Annotated in this window: 14 protein-coding genes; 7 read left to right on the forward strand and 7 right to left on the reverse strand. The window is 40.0% G+C overall.

Features of this window, described 5'->3' with window-relative positions:
- The first annotated feature begins 318 nt into the window (after nt 1–318).
- The 3 genes from O7C57_RS06435 (at nt 319) to O7C57_RS06445 (ending at nt 2376) form a co-directional block, all read left to right on the forward strand.
- On the forward strand, nt 319–1098 hold the full coding sequence (locus O7C57_RS06435) for an acetoin reductase (protein ID WP_154622995.1): 780 nt from the start codon (nt 319–321) through the stop codon (nt 1096–1098).
- Nucleotides 1099–1469: 371 nt separating this feature from the next.
- On the forward strand, nt 1470–2084 hold the full coding sequence (locus O7C57_RS06440; protein ID WP_269723786.1) for a sphingomyelin phosphodiesterase: 615 nt from the start codon (nt 1470–1472) through the stop codon (nt 2082–2084).
- Between the two features lie 34 nt (nt 2085–2118).
- On the forward strand, nt 2119–2376 hold the full coding sequence (locus O7C57_RS06445) for a hypothetical protein (protein ID WP_269723787.1): 258 nt from the start codon (nt 2119–2121) through the stop codon (nt 2374–2376).
- A 39-nt stretch (nt 2377–2415) separates the two neighbouring features.
- Here the strand turns inward: O7C57_RS06445 and O7C57_RS06450 are convergent, their stop codons facing one another.
- Complete coding sequence (locus tag O7C57_RS06450) at nt 2416–3285, reverse strand: alpha/beta fold hydrolase (RefSeq protein ID WP_269723788.1); 870 nt, start codon at nt 3283–3285, stop codon at nt 2416–2418.
- 184 nt (nt 3286–3469) lie between these two features.
- On the opposite strand from O7C57_RS06450, the gene O7C57_RS06455 reads away from it, so the two are divergent.
- Nucleotides 3470–3709 (forward strand): helix-hairpin-helix domain-containing protein, encoded by a 240-nt coding sequence (locus O7C57_RS06455; RefSeq protein WP_154622659.1) that lies wholly within the window; start codon nt 3470–3472, stop codon nt 3707–3709.
- A 173-nt stretch (nt 3710–3882) separates the two neighbouring features.
- On the opposite strand, the gene mutH is transcribed toward O7C57_RS06455, so the two are convergent.
- From mutH to leuA, 6 genes are all read right to left on the reverse strand, one after another.
- Nucleotides 3883–4566 (reverse strand): DNA mismatch repair endonuclease MutH, encoded by a 684-nt coding sequence (gene mutH / locus O7C57_RS06460; protein WP_269723789.1) that lies wholly within the window; start codon nt 4564–4566, stop codon nt 3883–3885.
- A gap of 549 nt (nt 4567–5115) precedes the next feature.
- Entirely contained in the window at nt 5116–6795 is a 1680-nt protein-coding gene (gene sgrR, locus O7C57_RS06465; protein ID WP_154622661.1) for an HTH-type transcriptional regulator SgrR, read from the reverse strand.
- Nucleotides 6796–7113: 318 nt separating this feature from the next.
- A complete protein-coding gene (gene leuD / locus O7C57_RS06470) occupies nt 7114–7716 on the reverse strand; it encodes a 3-isopropylmalate dehydratase small subunit (RefSeq protein ID WP_154622662.1) in 603 nt (200 codons plus the stop codon).
- Nucleotides 7717–7729: 13 nt separating this feature from the next.
- Complete coding sequence (gene leuC / locus O7C57_RS06475) at nt 7730–9133, reverse strand: 3-isopropylmalate dehydratase large subunit (protein ID WP_163860886.1); 1404 nt, start codon at nt 9131–9133, stop codon at nt 7730–7732.
- Nucleotide 9134: 1 nt separating this feature from the next.
- A complete protein-coding gene (gene leuB, locus O7C57_RS06480; RefSeq protein WP_154622664.1) occupies nt 9135–10226 on the reverse strand; it encodes a 3-isopropylmalate dehydrogenase in 1092 nt (363 codons plus the stop codon).
- A gap of 2 nt (nt 10227–10228) precedes the next feature.
- On the reverse strand, nt 10229–11809 hold the full coding sequence (gene leuA, locus O7C57_RS06485; protein WP_269723790.1) for a 2-isopropylmalate synthase: 1581 nt from the start codon (nt 11807–11809) through the stop codon (nt 10229–10231).
- An 884-nt stretch (nt 11810–12693) separates the two neighbouring features.
- Between leuA and leuO the strand changes: the two genes are divergently transcribed.
- From leuO to ilvI, 3 genes are all read left to right on the forward strand, one after another.
- Entirely contained in the window at nt 12694–13647 is a 954-nt protein-coding gene (gene leuO / locus O7C57_RS06490) for a transcriptional regulator LeuO (protein ID WP_163860889.1), read from the forward strand.
- A 236-nt stretch (nt 13648–13883) separates the two neighbouring features.
- Nucleotides 13884–15716 (forward strand): AMP-dependent synthetase/ligase, encoded by a 1833-nt coding sequence (locus O7C57_RS06495; protein ID WP_269723791.1) that lies wholly within the window; start codon nt 13884–13886, stop codon nt 15714–15716.
- 307 nt (nt 15717–16023) lie between these two features.
- A complete protein-coding gene (gene ilvI, locus O7C57_RS06500) occupies nt 16024–17751 on the forward strand; it encodes an acetolactate synthase 3 large subunit (RefSeq protein WP_154623205.1) in 1728 nt (575 codons plus the stop codon).
- The last annotated feature ends 2 nt before the right edge of the window (nt 17752–17753 follow it).

The following is a 17753-nucleotide window of genomic DNA, read 5'->3' on the forward strand; positions in this document are numbered from 1 at the left end:
CGACTTGCCGCCAAACATAATAGGTTTGTCAGCCTATTTTTTTCTTAAAAAAGAGTTTATTATTTGAACATATTTTTATAAATAGCATTTTTTGCTATACCTCTTAATGGGTATTTCTACCTCAATTTAATTATTATTTGGTTTTTTGTAGTCATTTCTATTGCAAATGCGAGTGATAATCAATCAAATAGAGTTGTATCTGTTACAATATTCACCTAAAACAGTTTAAGATCATAACTTTGTAACTTATTCGCAATCTTGCTAACGTATTGTTTAGTTAGAGTCATTTATTTTAACTATCCTAATGGGAGATAGCTCATGGCACTGAATAATAAAGTCATTTTGGTTACTGGCGCAGCACAAGGTATTGGTCGTGGTATCGCATTACGTTTAGCGAAAGAGGGAGCCGACATCGCACTTGTGGATCTTAAAAAAGATAAGCTAGCGGATGTGGCGAAGGAAATTGAAGCATTAGGCCGTAAAGCGACAACATTTGCAGCAGATGTCAGTAAACGTGAGGAAGTGTTTGCAGCAGTGGCGCATGCTGAAGCTGAATTAGGTGGTTTCGATGTCATGATTAATAATGCGGGGATTGCGCAAGTTAAACCTCTCGCCGATGTACGCCAAGAAGACATGGACTTAATTTTCAAAATTAACGTTGATGGTGTTATGTGGGGGATCCAAGCAGCCAGTGAGAAATTCCAACAACGTAAACAGAAGGGGAAAATTATTAATGCCTCTTCTATTGCAGGGCATGATGGTTTTGCAATGCTAGGTGTTTACTCTGCAACTAAATTTGCAGTGCGCGCATTAACTCAAGCGGCAGCGAAAGAGTATGCAAGCTCAGGCATTACTGTTAACTCATATTGCCCAGGTATTGTGGGTACCGATATGTGGGTGGAAATTGATGAGCGTTTTGCTGAAATTACAGGTGCACCAAAAGGTGAAACCTATAAAAAATATGTTGAAGGTATTGCATTAGGTCGAGCACAAACTCCAGAAGATGTGGCGGGCTTGGTCGCATTTTTAGCAAGTGATGACTCAGACTACATTACTGGACAATCAATCCTAACTGATGGCGGTATTGTTTATCGCTAATCCGTGGTGCGATTAGTTTTTACATAAACTCATGCCTAAATTGCGCCTGAAGCTATAAATATAGCGGAGGGCGCAATGGCTATATTGTATAACAAGAAAATATGGGTAATGAACGCTTGTCATCAATATTATCCTCTCGCTATCATCTCTTTTATATATCTTAAATATTATTCTAATTATTTAATTAGCTCTGATTACTGATAAAATTCTTTTGGTTATACAATAAGAAATAATCTATTCGCTATTGTTGATATGGTTTAGCATAGCTCTTGTCGTCATTGTCAAACACAATGTGTTTACTGAAATAGCCTTTATTTTAAAATGATAATGTAATTTATATATTATTAATCAATGACATGATAGGAAAAACTATGCCAAATAAAATTAAAGTGATGACATTTAATACTTATTTATTGCATGTTCCTCTTTTTAGTATTGGTGCATCAACAAGAAATACAAGAATTAATGCGATGATTAGAGATAATATTTTTTCTGATGTTGACATTGTTATTTTTCAAGAGGTTTTTAGCCAAGATTCTGAAAAGAAATTATTTTCAGGAATGAGAGAGTTGGGGTTTATTTATCACACACCGGTTGCGGCTCAATATAATGAATCTATCCTAGCTTATTGTGACTCGAATAATTGTTGGAATAATAAAAAAGGAACATGGGATATTATTCAGCAAGTTAACTCAGGTATCGCTATTGCTTCTCGTTATCCCATTATTTATCGTGAATATCATCTTTTTGATGATTCGGGCTGTGGTGCTGACCGTTTTAGTGCTAAAGGAGGAGTGAGGGCCGTTATTGACTTTAAGGGCAGTAAGGTCAATGTTATTGGTACACATATGCAGTCGGATGATCATTATTGTATAATGACAACCCCTTCAGATCATCGTAAAACTCAGCTTAATCAGTTAATCAACTGGGCTAATAGCATCGCTTCAGAAGAGAATTTAGCCGTCGTCTTAGGGGGGGGACCTTAATATCAATTATACGCAAAGGGAATATATACAAGCTTTGGATATTATTGGCTGGGGAGAACCTGAATATGTTTCATCGACTCCTTCGTGGGATGTCACAAGCAATGATATCATTAAAGCTGCGCATCCAGATGAAAAAGAGAGTTGGCATTTAGATTATATTTTTGCAAAAAATGTTGCTTCGATCAAAGAACAAACCAGACAGGTGAAAATGAAAACAGCTTATTATTATAATAATAATGCTTATTATGATTATTCAGACCATTATCCAGTCGTGGCTGAAATTGAATTATGATAATATTCAACATTCAGCCAGTTATTAATTTATATTTACTTATTCAGCTTTTAAATTTTTTAAGATCGCTTCTGATTGGGTCCATAATAGAGAACCCCCTTCATTTTTAAACAGAAAATGTTGGCAATGAGGAAAGCGAGTGGCAAGGATATGGCCAAAATCGGGTGAGTGCACAGAACTTTCATCTTTTTGGCCATACCATAATGATACAGAGCATTGGATCTGTTCAGGTTGGAAAGGCCATGCTTGTAGCGTAATCAGCAAATCTTGAACATAGCCTAAATTACCTTGTACAAAAGCACGGTTCATACATTCGGTGTAAGCTTCTAAAAAGGTGGCTTCATGATAAAGCTGTTGGTCGATTTCAGCACTACAATTGAGAATAAATGCCAATAGCCATGGTGCGCTGACATTTTTTTTCAACCAGTCAGCGAGCGCTTCAGGGCTATTTATGGCTTGCTCTTGCATATTAATCACATCAGAGCGTAGTCGTTCTCTCGTTGCTGGATGTTCAAATTGGTCTTGGCCCGAGACGATGGATAATGCATTCGGAGTGCCATAAAAAGCCAGTGCCATGGCAAATACAGCGCCTTGAGAAAAACCAATCACTGAGTAATGTTTGATTTGCTGAGAATGCAACAACACAGCGATATCTGCGGCAAAACGAGAAAGTGATTTTTGTGGATCTTGGGAAGAGTCCCCTAAACCCGCTCGCTCAGGCACAATCAATCGCAGCCCAAAACGGTTGAGGAATTCAATGCCAAAACCGAGTGTCCCACTCATACCTGCACCAGTACAAAAAATAACTGGAAAACCGGTTTTCGGCCCAGACTCATACCAACTCAAATGACGGCCATCAGGCAGTTGGAGTGAATTATGGCGTGTCGTGGTGAGCTGACGAGTATACATTGCTAATTCCTAACTTATGCTAAATCGAGGGTGTACTACCATAAATGTGATGAGTGACACAAAGGATATAGGAGATTTTATTGAAATAATAATAGCCATAAAAGAATAGTAAAATAATAATGAGGTATATTGCAAAGCTATTCATTAAAAAAAAGATAAGCTACTCATTTAATTAGGAACGAATATGGGGTTTTCAGAAGCGGACAAACAGTGTTTACTCGCGGTAAAAGGGGTAGGGCCGACGGTGATGAGTCGATTAGAACAAATGGGATTCTCGACGTTATCTCAGCTAAGTGAAGCATCCTATGAGGAAATTTTGCGGTTAGGCGCTGAACTCACAGGGTCTAGCTGTTGGAAAAACAGCCCACAGGCTAAGAAAGCAGTGGAAGGAGCCATTAACGCCGCTAAGATGGCCACTAAATAGCGAGTGGTTTCAAGGCTCCTGATTGATGAATAAGCGAATGCGATCCCAGCCGTATTCGCGAACGATAAAATGTGTTGATAACAAATAGAGACTTTAGTTATCTTGGCTTGAGCTGTTACCGGCGTATCTTGATTAAGCGCGGATAGCGGTGTCATCATATATACATTTTCTTTTTAACCGAGTTGAAAATGCCTAGCGAGAAGAGGGGCTGTAAAATCTTTCTTAAGATAAAAGCCTCTCGGTAATGTCATGATAGTTTGCCCAAACTCACCAATTCCTTCTGTTAATGCTTTACTGTTAGCGGCTTTAGGGCGTATTTGTAGCACTTGTCCATGCCGTGCAGTGATGGTTTCAACCTTCCCAAGAACAATCAGATCCATCAATTCTTCCCAATCTTGACGTAGTAATTGCTCTTCCAGTGGTGAGGGACTCCATAGTAAAGGCGTCGCCACGCGACGCTGTGCAAGAGGAATTTGGCGCTCTCCTTCAATAGGAAACCACAGTACCCGAGACAGTTTTCGACAAACATGGCTGTTTTCCCAAGTCAACCCACTATTACCCGTTAAAGGCGCAACGGAAACAAATGTTGTTTCCAGTGGCACACCATGACGATCGATAGGAATCGTTTTTAATTCGACGCCAATTTCAGCAAAATCTTGTTCAGGCTTACTTCCTGCACTAGCCCCTAGAAAATACTCTAGCAATATGCCGACCCAGCCTTTGTCGCGCTTTAAATCAGGGGGGATTGGTAATCCTGCATATTCAGCCAATTGGCCCAGCGTATAACCAGCAAGGGCTTGCGCTCTCGCCATTAAAACAGACTCATTTTCAGGTGGTGGTGGCGGTAAAAATGGCATAATGCGATTAAATAATAATCAAAAAAAGTTCACAGGGTAGAGAAAGTATATCACTTTTTACACCAGATAATTAATGCATTGATATATAAGATAATAATAGAAGACTTAACCACATTATCTTTAACGAAAAATAGGTTATTCACGTTCATCCCATAATAATCACAGGATCATTCACTAGGTTATCCACAGATTTATTGGATAACTGTGAAAAACTTTAATTACTGTGTGCATTTACAGGCTTGACTTACCTGTTTTTTTGAACTTAATCACACAACTTGCCTAAGTTAAGCGCATTACTTGTGGATAAATCATACATTGATTGATCTTTGTTCATTTGAACTCCTAATGAATAAAGTCGAAAACATAAACAGGGGATAACAGGATGGAATGTAAGTATCTTATTGTTTTAAAATGAGTTAGTAATGCGTGAGGATTTTCTTGAAGAAGTGACCTGTAGGATATACCCTGATTACTATCGGGTTGTTCACATGGATATCCACAGAAAAAGTGAATAACATCCTTATTATTCACCTATGGTGTTCATAACTTTTATGATTTCTGTGCATTATCCTCAGAAGGTTGAAACCATGCCGATTTAAAATCAAACCAACCGAACGTATTCATCCTTGCTCCACGCATGGTTTTTTGTCCTTGAAGCTCTAGCCAATGATGGAAGATTGGATGAAAAATCTGTGAATCAACTAAGCTTTCACACCATGCTTCGACATTAAGTGATTGTTGTCGCCAATTTGACAGCTCCTCTTTGAGGGGGGAGCCTAAACATTCACGAAATAATGGCATTTCATATAAAGTAGCAAAAATTGAAAATTCGAGAGGTTTAAAGAAGTTGGCTGTCGCAAGCCAAATATCACTTTCTGCTGTGCCATTGAACCATTCAGGGTAATTAACAATGTTTATTTTTAATTCGATACCTTGCGTTTTCAATACACGCTTCATTATTTGGCTGATAGCATAAAACTCGTGGTGTTGATGATAGAAAGTGACCGTCAATTCGGTTAAATCAGCTGGCTTAGGTAATAGCGTTAACATGCGACTATGATGCCAATGCAGTAATAGCCCATAAGCGGGAGCCCAGTGCCGCTGATAAAATGATTCACAATGCGCGAGCAGATTGATTGGTGTTAAAAAACTGCATAGCCATTGACGTATATCACAACGCTGCGCTAGGGCAGAGCGTTGATCCATCAATAAAAAGTAGCATCCTTCTTCCATACGACTTTCTAACGAATCATTTGGTTTGCTGTCACTGTCCATCTTTAATGTGGTACACACCATTTGCTCAGATAATTCAGGCACGACCCAAATAGTGACCTCATCAAGTAGTGCACGGTAGCCAAAATAGCGGTCAAATGCAGTGATTGTCAGTTTTTGCGGTAAGTTTTTTTCAACCAAAAAAGGGCCTGTACCAATAGGTATTTGCTCAAAATTGTCAAAAGACTCCCACTCTTTGGGGAGAATGGCAGCATGAGGACTCCCTAATAGTAAAGGTAGCTGCTTGTCGACTTCACTTAATTGAATATCAATGACATTGGGAAGAGGGGAGGTGACAGATTTAATATGTGAAAATAATGGCCAGCACTGCTGTAAACGCATCAATGAACTAATAATATCATCGACTAGCATCTCTCTACCGTGGTGAAAGTAAATACTGGGTCTTAAGTAAAAACGCCATTCAGTGTCATTTATCATTTGCCAATAATGAGCGATACCATTTTCGACTTCCCCTTTTTCCTCATTTATATGCGTTAATCCATTAAATATCTGACTCATTAAGTGAATTTCAGAACGCCTCATGGGGGTTCCTGGTAGCAAATTAGGGAAATCACGGTAGTAGATGATGCGTAAAAGATTCTTACCTTGCCGATAACTGCGTTCTAATTCAGAGAGAACCATTTGGCGGATTGTTTCTTTATCTCCCACTAAAGCAACAAGTTTTTCAATGCTTTCTTCTTTTAGCAAACGCTCCGCTTGGGCTTGCTGTAACTCTAATCCATTAACATGAAAGAGTAAGGTTGAACGTTTTCCTCTGCCTGCTTCGGCTTGCCAACTGAGCCACCCATGAGATTGCATGCTATTTAATAAAGTGCGGACGTGGCGTCGAGAGCAAAACAGTGTATCGGCAATATGTTGCAATGTGGTTTCACTATCTTGACCCTGAAAGTGTTGCCAAAGACGGACGAATTGTGTTTGTAAGCGAGAACTGGACATAAAAGAGGAACTCCGGCAATGATTACATCAATTTTTATTTCCTAATATCCATTTGATAATAGACACCAGTAAGTAGCTCGTTAGGCCTGTTAATTGGCAGGCTGACTCCCAGAATTATTGAGTAATGGTAATTTACCAGCCGATAGCAGCATTATCGGCTTTTTTTGTTGCCTTTATTTTGAATACTGTTATTGGATTTAGTCTACATAATAATGAGGATGATTTTAGAGTAAATCATGATGTAGGGGTAGGCTTATTCACTATTTATAAGATAAAACGCCCACAGAAGGTGGGCGTTTAGAAAGTGGTTGTTAATGCTTAGCGCATAAATGAAGGAATTTTCTGCTCATATTGCTTAATTTGATCAGCATGCTGCAAGGTCAAACCAATGCTATCAAGGCCATTCATCATGCAGTGACGACGGAAACTATCAATCTCAAAATGATAAGTTTTATCGCCTGCTTGAACCGTTTGCTGCTCTAAGTCAACCGTGAATTGGCAACCTTCATTGTTTTGCACATAGTTAAACATTTCGTCAACTTCTGCATCGCTCAGTTTTATTGGTAACAATTGGTTATTGAAAGAGTTACCGTAAAAAATATCAGCAAAACTAGGTGCAATAACCACCTGGATACCAAAGTCAGTTAAGGCCCATGGCGCGTGCTCTCTAGAGGAGCCACAGCCAAAGTTTTCGCGGGCGAGTAGAATACTCGCACCTTTAAACACTGGCTTGTTTAATACAAAATCTGGGTTTGGTTGCTGTCCGGCGTCATCAAGAAAACGCCAATCATTAAACAGGTGTTGTCCAAATCCTGTACGGGTGACTTTTTGCAAAAACTGTTTTGGAATAATCGCATCTGTATCCACATTCGCCGCATCTAAAGGGGCCACAATGCCTGTATGGGTAATAAATTTTTCCATGATAAATGCTCCTTTAGGCGTGAATATCGCGGACATCCGCAAAATGACCATTAATCGCCGCTGCCGCAGCCATTGCAGGGCTAACTAAGTGAGTACGTCCTGCTCGACCTTGGCGACCTTCAAAATTTCGGTTACTGGTTGATGCACATCGTTCACCAGGGTTCAAACGGTCATTATTCATTGCAAGGCACATGGAGCAACCAGGTAAACGCCATTCAAAACCCGCTTCGATAAAGATTTTATCTAACCCTTCTTGCTCCGCTTGAGCTTTAACTGGGCCTGAACCGGGAACAACGATCGCTTGAACACCAGAAGCCACTTTTTTACCTTTAGCAATAGCTGCCGCAGCACGTAAATCTTCGATACGTGAATTAGTACAAGAACCAATAAACACTTTATCAATTTTTACGTCAGACAGCTTGATACCAGACTTTAACCCCATATACGCTAAAGCTTTCTCAGCAGATGCCCGTTCCACAGGATCACTGAAAGATTCTGGGGAAGGTATTGGTTCATTAATGGCAATAACTTGACCCGGATTCGTTCCCCAAGTGACTTGTGGCGCGATTTCACTGGCTTGCAATGTGACGATTTTATCGAATTGCGCATCTTCATCGGTTTTTAAGGTTTTCCAGTACGCAACAGCCTCATCCCACTCTTTTCCTTTAGGGGCAAATTGACGACCTTCCATATAGCTAAACGTTGTTTCATCTGGAGCGATAATACCTGCCTTCGCCCCCAACTCAATGGCCATATTACAAACGGTCATACGACCTTCCATACTGAGGTTTTCAATTGCTTCACCACAAAACTCGACAATATAGCCTGTACCGCCAGCACTGCCTGTTTTACCAATTATGGCTAAGACGATGTCTTTTGCTGTAATGCCGACCGGTGCTTTACCGATAACTTCAATTTTCATGGTTTTGGCGCGAGCTTGCTTCAAGGTTTGGGTCGCCATGACATGCTCAACTTCAGAAGTACCGATACCGAAAGCCAATGCACCAAATGCACCATGAGTTGCAGTATGCGAGTCCCCACACACGATGGTCATACCCGGTAAAGTAATGCCTTGTTCTGGCCCCATCACGTGAACAATACCTTGATAAGGATGGTTAAGGTCATATAAGGTCACACCGAACTCTTTGCAGTTTTTCATCAACTCTTGCATTTGGATACGTGCCATATCACCACAAGCGTTAATATCTTTTGTTTGTGTTGAAACGTTATGATCCATGGTTGCAAAGGTTTTGCTTGGTTGATGCAATGGACGATTTTTGGTTCTCAAGCCATCAAAGGCTTGAGGTGATGTCACTTCATGAACCAAATGACGATCAATGTAGATCAGGGGTATCTCATTATCGACTTCACGTACAACGTGCGCATCATATAATTTCTGATATAAAGTTTTGGCCATGTTACACCCCTTCGGTGATATAACGGGCGATAATGTCACCCATTTCACTAGTACTGACGGACTTGCCACCACCGGCTAAATCTGCGGTACGATGGCCTTCTTCTAACGCTTTATTCACAGCTCTTTCGATGGCATCAGCGGCGTCATTCTGATTTAAACTGAATCTTAACAGCATGGCTGCCGATAAAATTTGAGCGATTGGGTTCGCGATATTTTTACCTGCGATATCTGGCGCGGAACCTCCTGCTGGCTCATAGAGTCCAAAGCCATCTTCATTTAGGCTTGCCGATGGTAACATCCCCATTGAACCAGTGATCATGGCACACTCATCAGAAATAATGTCACCAAACAAGTTTGAACACAAAACAACATCAAATTGAGATGGTGCTTTAATCATTTGCATTGTTGCATTATCGATATACATATGGCTAACAGCGACATCGGGGTATTCTTTAGCGATTTGATTAACAACTTCTCGCCATAAAACAGAACTTTGTAATACGTTAGCTTTATCAATTGAGGTCACTTTATGATGACGTTTCCGTGCTGACTCAAAAGCAATGCGTGCGATACGTTCTATTTCATAACGGTGATAAACTTCGGTATCGAAAGCGTATTCATCTTGCCCTTCACCTTTACGGCCTTTTGGCTGACCAAAATAGATACCGCCTGTTAATTCACGTACACAGAGAATATCAAAACCTTGGGCTGCGATATCGGCACGCAGAGGACAAAATGCCTCTAACGCTTGATACAAGCGGGCAGGGCGCAAGTTACTGAATAATTTAAAGTGTTTGCGTAATGGCAGCAGTGCTCCTCGTTCGGGTTGGCTATCTGGCGGCAAGTTTTCCCATTTAGGGCCACCAACGGAACCAAACAAAACGGCGTCTGCATTTTCACAACCTACGACAGTTTCTTCAGGTAGCGGTTTGCCGTGGCGGTCAATTGCGATACCGCCAACGTCATACTCTTTGGTTGTGATAGATAATGCAAAACGCTGGCGGATTGCATCCAACACTTTATTGGCTTGAGCCATGACTTCTGGTCCAATACCATCTCCAGGTAATACGGCAATATGATAGCTCTTAGACATTGTTATACAGCTTCCTTTGTATTTGATTGTAATTCTTTTTGAGATATTTTTTGTTTTTCTTTTTCAACTTGTTCAGAGCGCCAAATGCTGTTTAACACATGCACCATCGCTTTGGCGGACGATTCGACAATATCGGTTGCTAAGCCCATGCCGTGAAAACGACGATTAAAGCATTCGACAACGATATCGACTTGACCCAATGCATTTTCCCCTTGTCCTTTTGCAGACAACTTGTAAGAGACTAAGTTAATTGGATAATTGGTAATTTTATTGATGGCTTGATAAATCGCATCAACAGGGCCATTTCCTGTTGCGGCTTCCGATTTTTCACTTTCCCCACAGCGCATTTTCACGGTGGCAGTAGCAACAACACTTGAGCCTGATTGGGTACTGAAATAATCCATGACAAAGTGATCCGTTTCATCTTGTTGGTTAGCAAAGAATGCCAACGCTTCTAAATCATAATCGAACACTTGTCCTTTCTTATCGGCTAAGTTCAGGAAAGCGGTGTACAATTCATCTAAATTAAAATCTTTCCCTTCATGGTAGCCCATCTCTTCCATTCTATGCTTAACGGCTGCACGGCCTGAACGAGATGTTAAGTTTAATTGGATTGCTTTCAAGCCAATTGATTCAGGCGTCATGATTTCATAGGTTTCACGATTTTTCAGCACGCCATCTTGGTGAATTCCCGATGAATGCGCAAATGCATTACTACCGACCACGGCTTTATTAGCAGGGATTGGGGTATTGCATAATTGGCTGACCAATTGGCTGGTACGGTAGATTTCTTTGTGATTGATATTGGTATGTACATTCATCATTTGCTCGCGCAATTTGATGGCCATGATGACTTCTTCTAAGGCGGTGTTACCTGCACGTTCACCTAATCCATTAATTGTTCCCTCGACTTGACGAGCACCTGCTTGTATAGCCGTAATCGAGTTGGCAACAGACATACCTAAATCGTCATGGCAGTGCACAGAAATGACCGCTTTATCAATATTTGGGACGCGTTCATATAAAGAGGTGATAATGCCACCGAATTGATAAGGCGTTGTGTAACCAACGGTATCTGGAATATTGATGGTGGTGGCGCCAGCTTTGATGGCTGATTCAACGATACGGCATAAATTATCAATATCGGTACGTCCGGCATCCTCACATGAAAATTCAACATCATCGGTGTAGCGTCCCGCGCGTTTAATCGAATCGATAGCCATATCCATGACACCATCAAATGTTTTATTTAATTTCTTTTGGACATGCAAATTCGAGGTCGCTAAAAAGATGTGAATTCGAAATGCCTCAGCCACTTTCAGTGATTCTGCCGCAACATCAATATCATTTTGAACACAACGCGCTAACGCGCAAATGCGACTATTTTTAATTTCACGCGCGATGGTTTGTACCGATTCGAAATCACCTGGGGAGGAAACAGGAAAACCAGCTTCAATAATATCAACACCGAGGCGTTCTAATGCGAATGCGATTTGCAATTTTTCTTTTACAGATAAACTTGCCTGTAATGCCTGCTCACCATCACGTAAGGTGGTGTCGAAGATAATGACTTGATCGCTCATGTTGTGTTCCTCTTATACAGATTTTATCGTTATGCTTTGCGATGCCGGCAGGCATAAAAAAACCCGCGGCTGGCGCGGGTTTTTTATGTTTCTGGACTGTGAGTTTTTATCTTCCGTCCATAAGCATACCGCGCACATTGGATGCGAGTAGTAGTAGGCTTAGTAGGCGAATAGAAGTTGTCATTTTCACAGTCTCTAAATAGGTTTTTAACTAATCTGTATTTATTGATACGTGATCTTTTCTTTGCTGTCAACTTTAGATTTTTCCGGCAATTTTGGAGAATTATGCATCATTAGCCATAGTTAGTGATTGTGACTAATTTCACTATATTTAGTGATGTTTTTCTCTATATTTTATCGATAAGTTAGGGGTAAAATTCTTTTCATGAAATAACTAGATGGAAATATAGCATAAACTGATGGTTTGGATTAAATTTTGTACAGCTTGTCATAGGGGAAACTATAACGTTAGATATAAAAATAAGCTCTAATTATAGTTTTTATTAAACAAATTATTTAATAAATGAATAATTTAAATTTAATCTGATAATAAGACCATTTTATGGTTGTTGATGATATTTATTATGATTTATTTTTAAATTTGTTTTATTATTTTTAAGTTAATAATAACGATTTTAAATGCGTGATTTAAAATCATTATGTCGATGAATACCTTCGTTTTGTTATAACATCTTTAGTGTGTTGTTACATTGATAGATAATATAATATAAGCGTCGTTTTAATAAATGCAGGGAACGCGAAATAGCTTATCATTGATAAGTTGTTCGAAGAATAATATTTAATGAATTTATAAAATCCTTATTTATTTAGGAGAAGATTATTTTCATTAATAAAAATGATAGATATCTTTATTGGAGTAAATAATGACTGATTTTGATGCGGTTTCACCAGCTAAAAAAGAGAATTGTGATATTAATTTGCGAAATGTTGATCTTAACTTATTGACGGTTTTTGATGTGGTCATGCAGATGCAAAATGTCACACGGGCAGCGCAGGTATTAGGTATGTCTCAACCTGCCGTGAGTAACGCTGTATCTCGTTTAAAATCAATGTTTAATGATGAGCTTTTTGTTCGGTATGGTCGTGGAATACAGCCGACCTCCCGCGCTAAACAGCTCTTTGGGCCTGTTAGACAAGCACTACAACTAGTGCATAATGAGTTACCGGGGGCAGGTTTTGACCCGAAACTGAGTGATCGAGTATTCAATTTATCTATTTGTTCTCCATTAGATATTCGTTTAGCCGCAGTTATCGTCGAAAAATTTAAAGATATATCGCCTAATATTAATATCCATATTCATTGTTTCTTAGATAATAACATTGAACATAAATTAAAATATCAAGAAACTGATTTTTCGGTGAGTTATAATCAATTCGAAAAAAGCGAGTATCAACAACAAGTTTTATTTAATGATGAATTGGTTCTCGTTGTCGCGAAAAATCACCCTCGTATTGTGAATAATGTGACGCAAAGTCTGTTGAATAGTGAAAAACATGCGGTAATGTCAATGGATAATATAGGTTCTTTCAGCCAACTTTATTATAGTAATACGGATTTATCCCACACGATTAGTTACCAAGGAACCGATTTGAACAGTGTTTTAAATATCGTTTCTCAAACTGAATTGGTGGCTATTGTTCCGAAGTGGCTGGTTGAAAACTCAAGTTACAAGCATCAATTACAGATGGTTGCATTGCCATGGCAAGAGAATACTCGTCCTTGCTATTTGACTTGGCATGAATCGACGGCTCGAGATAAAGGACATCAATGGATGAAATCACAATTTTGTCAGCTGATCACTGATTTGTTGACCTAAGGCTTTTGAATCACTCGCTTAAATTGTGATTATCGCTTTATTTACCGCTAACTCATCATGGTGAAATTCTGTGATGAGTTATGCTACCTATATAACATTTGCAGAATATTTACATTCTACCCCTTTTCACAATCCTCTTTCGTCTATACACTCAAGTTGTTCAGCTAACAGATGTAAGCTGAAATAATTAACTGGCGAAGCACGTCGTGTGTTTACCGAGTGTCTTCCGTTAACACATGTATTATAGGAAACATACTTTGATTACTGAAAATCTATATCCATACCATTTGGTCAATCGCTTACACAGTCGGTTTAGTGCCGCTGATTCAGCGAATCGGATAGCTTTCAGTCAATGGCATAATGGACAGCAAAGTGAGCTCACATGGCAACAAGTTGAAACGCATTCGACTGCGATTGCTCACCGTCTGTTAGCCCTTAATGTTGAGGTACAAGAAAATATTGGATTATTCGCGCATAACAGTATGAATTGGTCTTTGGTTGATCTTGCTGTTCTACAACTAAAAGCCGTTACTGTCCCTTTATATGCGACAAGTAGCCTAGAACAGGCTGCTTATATTATTAATGATGCAAATATTCGAATTCTATTTGTTGGTGAGCAAGAACAGTATCATGTTGCTTGTCAACTGAAGGCTTTTTGTCCTCAACTTACCACGATTGTCGTGCTTAATAACGATGTCGAGTTGGTAGAGTGTGGGGTAGATTCAGTGCATTTGGCTCATTTTATGGCCCAAGCTGAACCTAAATACCAAGAGGAATTAAACCAACGTATTGCCGCCCATCATCTTAGTGATCTGTTCACAATTATCTATACTTCTGGCACAACAGGCGAACCCAAAGGGGTGATGTTAGATTATTACAACATGGCCGCCCAACTTTACCTTCATGACCAGCGTTTAAAGCTGACCGATGAGGATGTTTCTTTAAGCTTTCTTCCTCTATCGCATGTGTTTGAGCGCGCTTGGAGCTTCTATGTGATGCACACAGGTGCACGTAATGTTTATTTAACGGATACCAATGCGGTTAGGGCAGCGCTTGCTGATGTTAAACCGACAGTGATGTGTGCAGTCCCTCGTTTTTACGAGAAAGTGTATAGTGCAGTACAGGGTAAAGTTGCCAAAGCCCCTCTTATGCGCCGCTTATTATTTAAATGGGCGATCGCACAGGGCAATAAAAGAACTCAATCACTGGCTAGAGGTGAGCAACTTTTCGCATTCAATCAATCTCTATTTAATTTAGCCGACAAGCTCGTGTTAACTAAGCTGCGTCAGTTATTAGGCGGACGTATTCGATTCATGCCAGCGGCGGGGGCTCGTTTGGATGATGACGTCATTGCCTTTTTCCTTGCTGTAGGAATCAATATTAAATACGGTTATGGGATGACCGAAACCTGTGCCACAGTCTCTTGTTGGGAAGAAGGGCATTATCCATTAGGTTCTATTGGTACACCACTTTCTTCTGTAGAAGTGCGTATCGGCGATAACAATGAAATTCAGGTCAAAGGACCTGTCGTAATGAAAGGGTATTACAATCGCCCTCAAGATACTGATGAAGCATTCACGGTTGATGGCTGGTTAAAAACGGGGGATGCAGGTGAAATTGATGCTAAAGGTAACCTGTATATTACTGACCGTTTGAAAGACCTGATGAAAACATCAAATGGTAAATATATAGCACCACAAATGATTGAAGGTGTATTAGGGCAAGACCAGTTTATTGAACATATTGCTGTTATTGCGGATGCGCGTAAATTCGTTTCTGCGCTTATTGTCCCTTGTTATGATTCATTAGAAGAGTACGCCCATTCTATTAATTTAAAATATCGTGATCGCCTAGAGCTATTAAGAGACTCCAACATTGTGGCTTTATTTGAAAGTCGCTTGAAAGAGTTACAGAAGAATATTGAAACTTTTCATCAAGTTAAACGTTTCACCTTACTCCCAGCGAATTTTTCTATGGAAAAAGGTGAGCTAACGCCTACGCTAAAACTACGTCGAAAAATTATTTCTGAACGCTATCATTCAGAAATAGAATCAATGTATCGCGAATAGTTAAATTATCACCATCTCATATAGCCGGATAGAATATTGATGATATCCGGCTTCTCTTTGTACTCTTTTTCATCTGTTTATAGTGAAAATTTCCACTTTTTTTTATTTTCTTGGTTAATTTAACTAATTATCGTAAAAGATAAAGACGATGTTGAATGTTGTCATTTTTGCTTAAGAAATGGTGTTTGCGTCGTCTCCAGCACAACGATATGTTAATAGTTGTCATCACTATGACAGGAATGACAATACACAATAAGAGGACAGTCATACCTCTGTTAACGGATAAAAATAGTCTGGGGGCAAACTCATGGAGATGTTGTCGGGAGCAGAAATGGTCGTCAAGTCTTTGATTGACCAAGGTGTAAAGCACGTATTTGGTTATCCAGGTGGTGCTGTTTTAGATATCTATGATGCACTGCATACAGTCGGAGGCATTGATCATATATTAGTTCGCCATGAACAAGCGGCAGTTCATATGGCTGATGGTTACGCACGCTCAACTGGCGATGTTGGAGTGGTGTTGGTAACGTCAGGACCCGGAGCGACAAATGCGATTACTGGTATTGCGACGGCATACATGGATTCAATCCCCTTGGTTGTTCTATCAGGACAAGTTGCAAGCTCCCTTATTGGCAATGATGCTTTTCAAGAATGTGACATGGTGGGGATATCCAGACCTATTGTAAAACATAGTTTTTTGGTTAAAAAAGCAGAAGATATTCCTGAAACCATCAAGAAAGCATTCTATATTGCGTCAAGTGGCCGGCCAGGCCCTGTGGTGATTGATCTACCCAAAGATACCGTTAGTCCAGCGCATAAATACCCTTATCGTTATCCGGAATCCGTATCTCTACGTTCTTATAATCCGACTCTCCAAGGACATAAAGGGCAAATTAAAAAAGCGTTATCCAAACTGATTGCGGCGGAGAAGCCGGTTTTCTATGTTGGTGGTGGTGCTATTAATGCAAGTTGCTCGCCGGAAATTATTGCATTAGCAGAAAAATTACAGCTTCCTGTTGTATCAACACTGATGGGGCTTGGTGCATTTCCAGAAACGCATCATCTTTCTGTAGGGATGCTTGGTATGCATGGAACCTATGAAGCGAATAAGGTTATGCATAATTCTGACGTGATCTTTGCTGTGGGTGTCCGTTTTGATGATAGAACGACCAACAATTTGGAAAAATATTGCCCAAATGCCACGGTTATTCAAATTGATGTAGATCCCACCTCGATCTCTAAAACGGTGAATACGGATATCCCGATTGTTGGGGATGCGAAACTGACGCTTCAGCAAATATTAAATCAATTAGAGCAAGTCTCAGCGACACAAAATAGCCAAGCATTAGCGGCATGGTGGAAAGAGATTGAAACTTGGCGTGAGAAAAAATGCCTCAATTACGAAAAAAATAGCCAGAAAGTGAAGCCTCAACAGGCGATTGAAGCGATTTATCGTTTAACTCATGGTGAGGCTTATGTGACTTCTGACGTTGGGCAGCATCAAATGTTTGCGGCACTTTATTACCCATTTGATAAGCCGCGTCGTTGGATTAATTCAGGCGGATTAGGCACGATGGGATTTGGTTTACCTGCGGCTTTAGGGGTTAAGCTCGCACATCCACAGTCAACGGTTGTTTGCGTGACAGGCGATGGCAGTATTCAAATGAATATTCAAGAGCTATCTACGGCGCTACAGTATGGCTTGCCTGTTATCGTACTGAATTTAAACAATGGCTTTTTGGGAATGGTAAAACAGTGGCAAGATATGATTTATCAAGGTCGCCACTCTCAATCTTATATGGAATCGCTCCCTGACTTCGTTAAACTGGCTGAAGCGTATGGTCATGTTGGCATCGCGATCCATTCTCCTGATGAGTTAGAAGAAAAATTGCAACAAGCCTTGGTTGAAGTGAACCAAAATCAACGCCTAGTGTTTGTTGATATCAATGTTGATGAAACTGAACATGTTTACCCAATGCAGATCCGCGGTGGTGCAATGGATGAAATGTGGCTGAGCAAAACAGAGAGGACCTGAGC

This window comes from Providencia sp. 21OH12SH02B-Prov, assembly GCF_027362595.1.
Classification (GTDB): domain Bacteria; phylum Pseudomonadota; class Gammaproteobacteria; order Enterobacterales; family Enterobacteriaceae; genus Providencia; species Providencia zhejiangensis.

What these genes read in the sequence shown, in the direction of transcription:
- ilvI (WP_154623205.1), top strand. Translation starts at nt 16,024, where the DNA reads ATGGAGATGTTGTCGGGAGCAGAAATGGTCGTCAAGTCTTTGATTGAC.
- O7C57_RS06435 (WP_154622995.1), top strand. Translation starts at nt 319, where the DNA reads ATGGCACTGAATAATAAAGTCATTTTGGTTACTGGCGCAGCACAAGGT.
- leuC (WP_163860886.1), bottom strand. Translation starts at nt 9,133, where the DNA reads ATGGCCAAAACTTTATATCAGAAATTATATGATGCGCACGTTGTACGT.
- O7C57_RS06440 (WP_269723786.1), top strand. Translation starts at nt 1,470, where the DNA reads ATGCCAAATAAAATTAAAGTGATGACATTTAATACTTATTTATTGCAT.
- leuO (WP_163860889.1), top strand. Translation starts at nt 12,694, where the DNA reads ATGACTGATTTTGATGCGGTTTCACCAGCTAAAAAAGAGAATTGTGAT.
- O7C57_RS06450 (WP_269723788.1), bottom strand. Translation starts at nt 3,285, where the DNA reads ATGTATACTCGTCAGCTCACCACGACACGCCATAATTCACTCCAACTG.
- O7C57_RS06495 (WP_269723791.1), top strand. Translation starts at nt 13,884, where the DNA reads ATGTATTATAGGAAACATACTTTGATTACTGAAAATCTATATCCATAC.
- leuB (WP_154622664.1), bottom strand. Translation starts at nt 10,226, where the DNA reads ATGTCTAAGAGCTATCATATTGCCGTATTACCTGGAGATGGTATTGGA.
- sgrR (WP_154622661.1), bottom strand. Translation starts at nt 6,795, where the DNA reads ATGTCCAGTTCTCGCTTACAAACACAATTCGTCCGTCTTTGGCAACAC.
- leuA (WP_269723790.1), bottom strand. Translation starts at nt 11,809, where the DNA reads ATGAGCGATCAAGTCATTATCTTCGACACCACCTTACGTGATGGTGAG.
- mutH (WP_269723789.1), bottom strand. Translation starts at nt 4,566, where the DNA reads ATGCCATTTTTACCGCCACCACCACCTGAAAATGAGTCTGTTTTAATG.
- leuD (WP_154622662.1), bottom strand. Translation starts at nt 7,716, where the DNA reads ATGGAAAAATTTATTACCCATACAGGCATTGTGGCCCCTTTAGATGCG.
- O7C57_RS06455 (WP_154622659.1), top strand. Translation starts at nt 3,470, where the DNA reads ATGGGGTTTTCAGAAGCGGACAAACAGTGTTTACTCGCGGTAAAAGGG.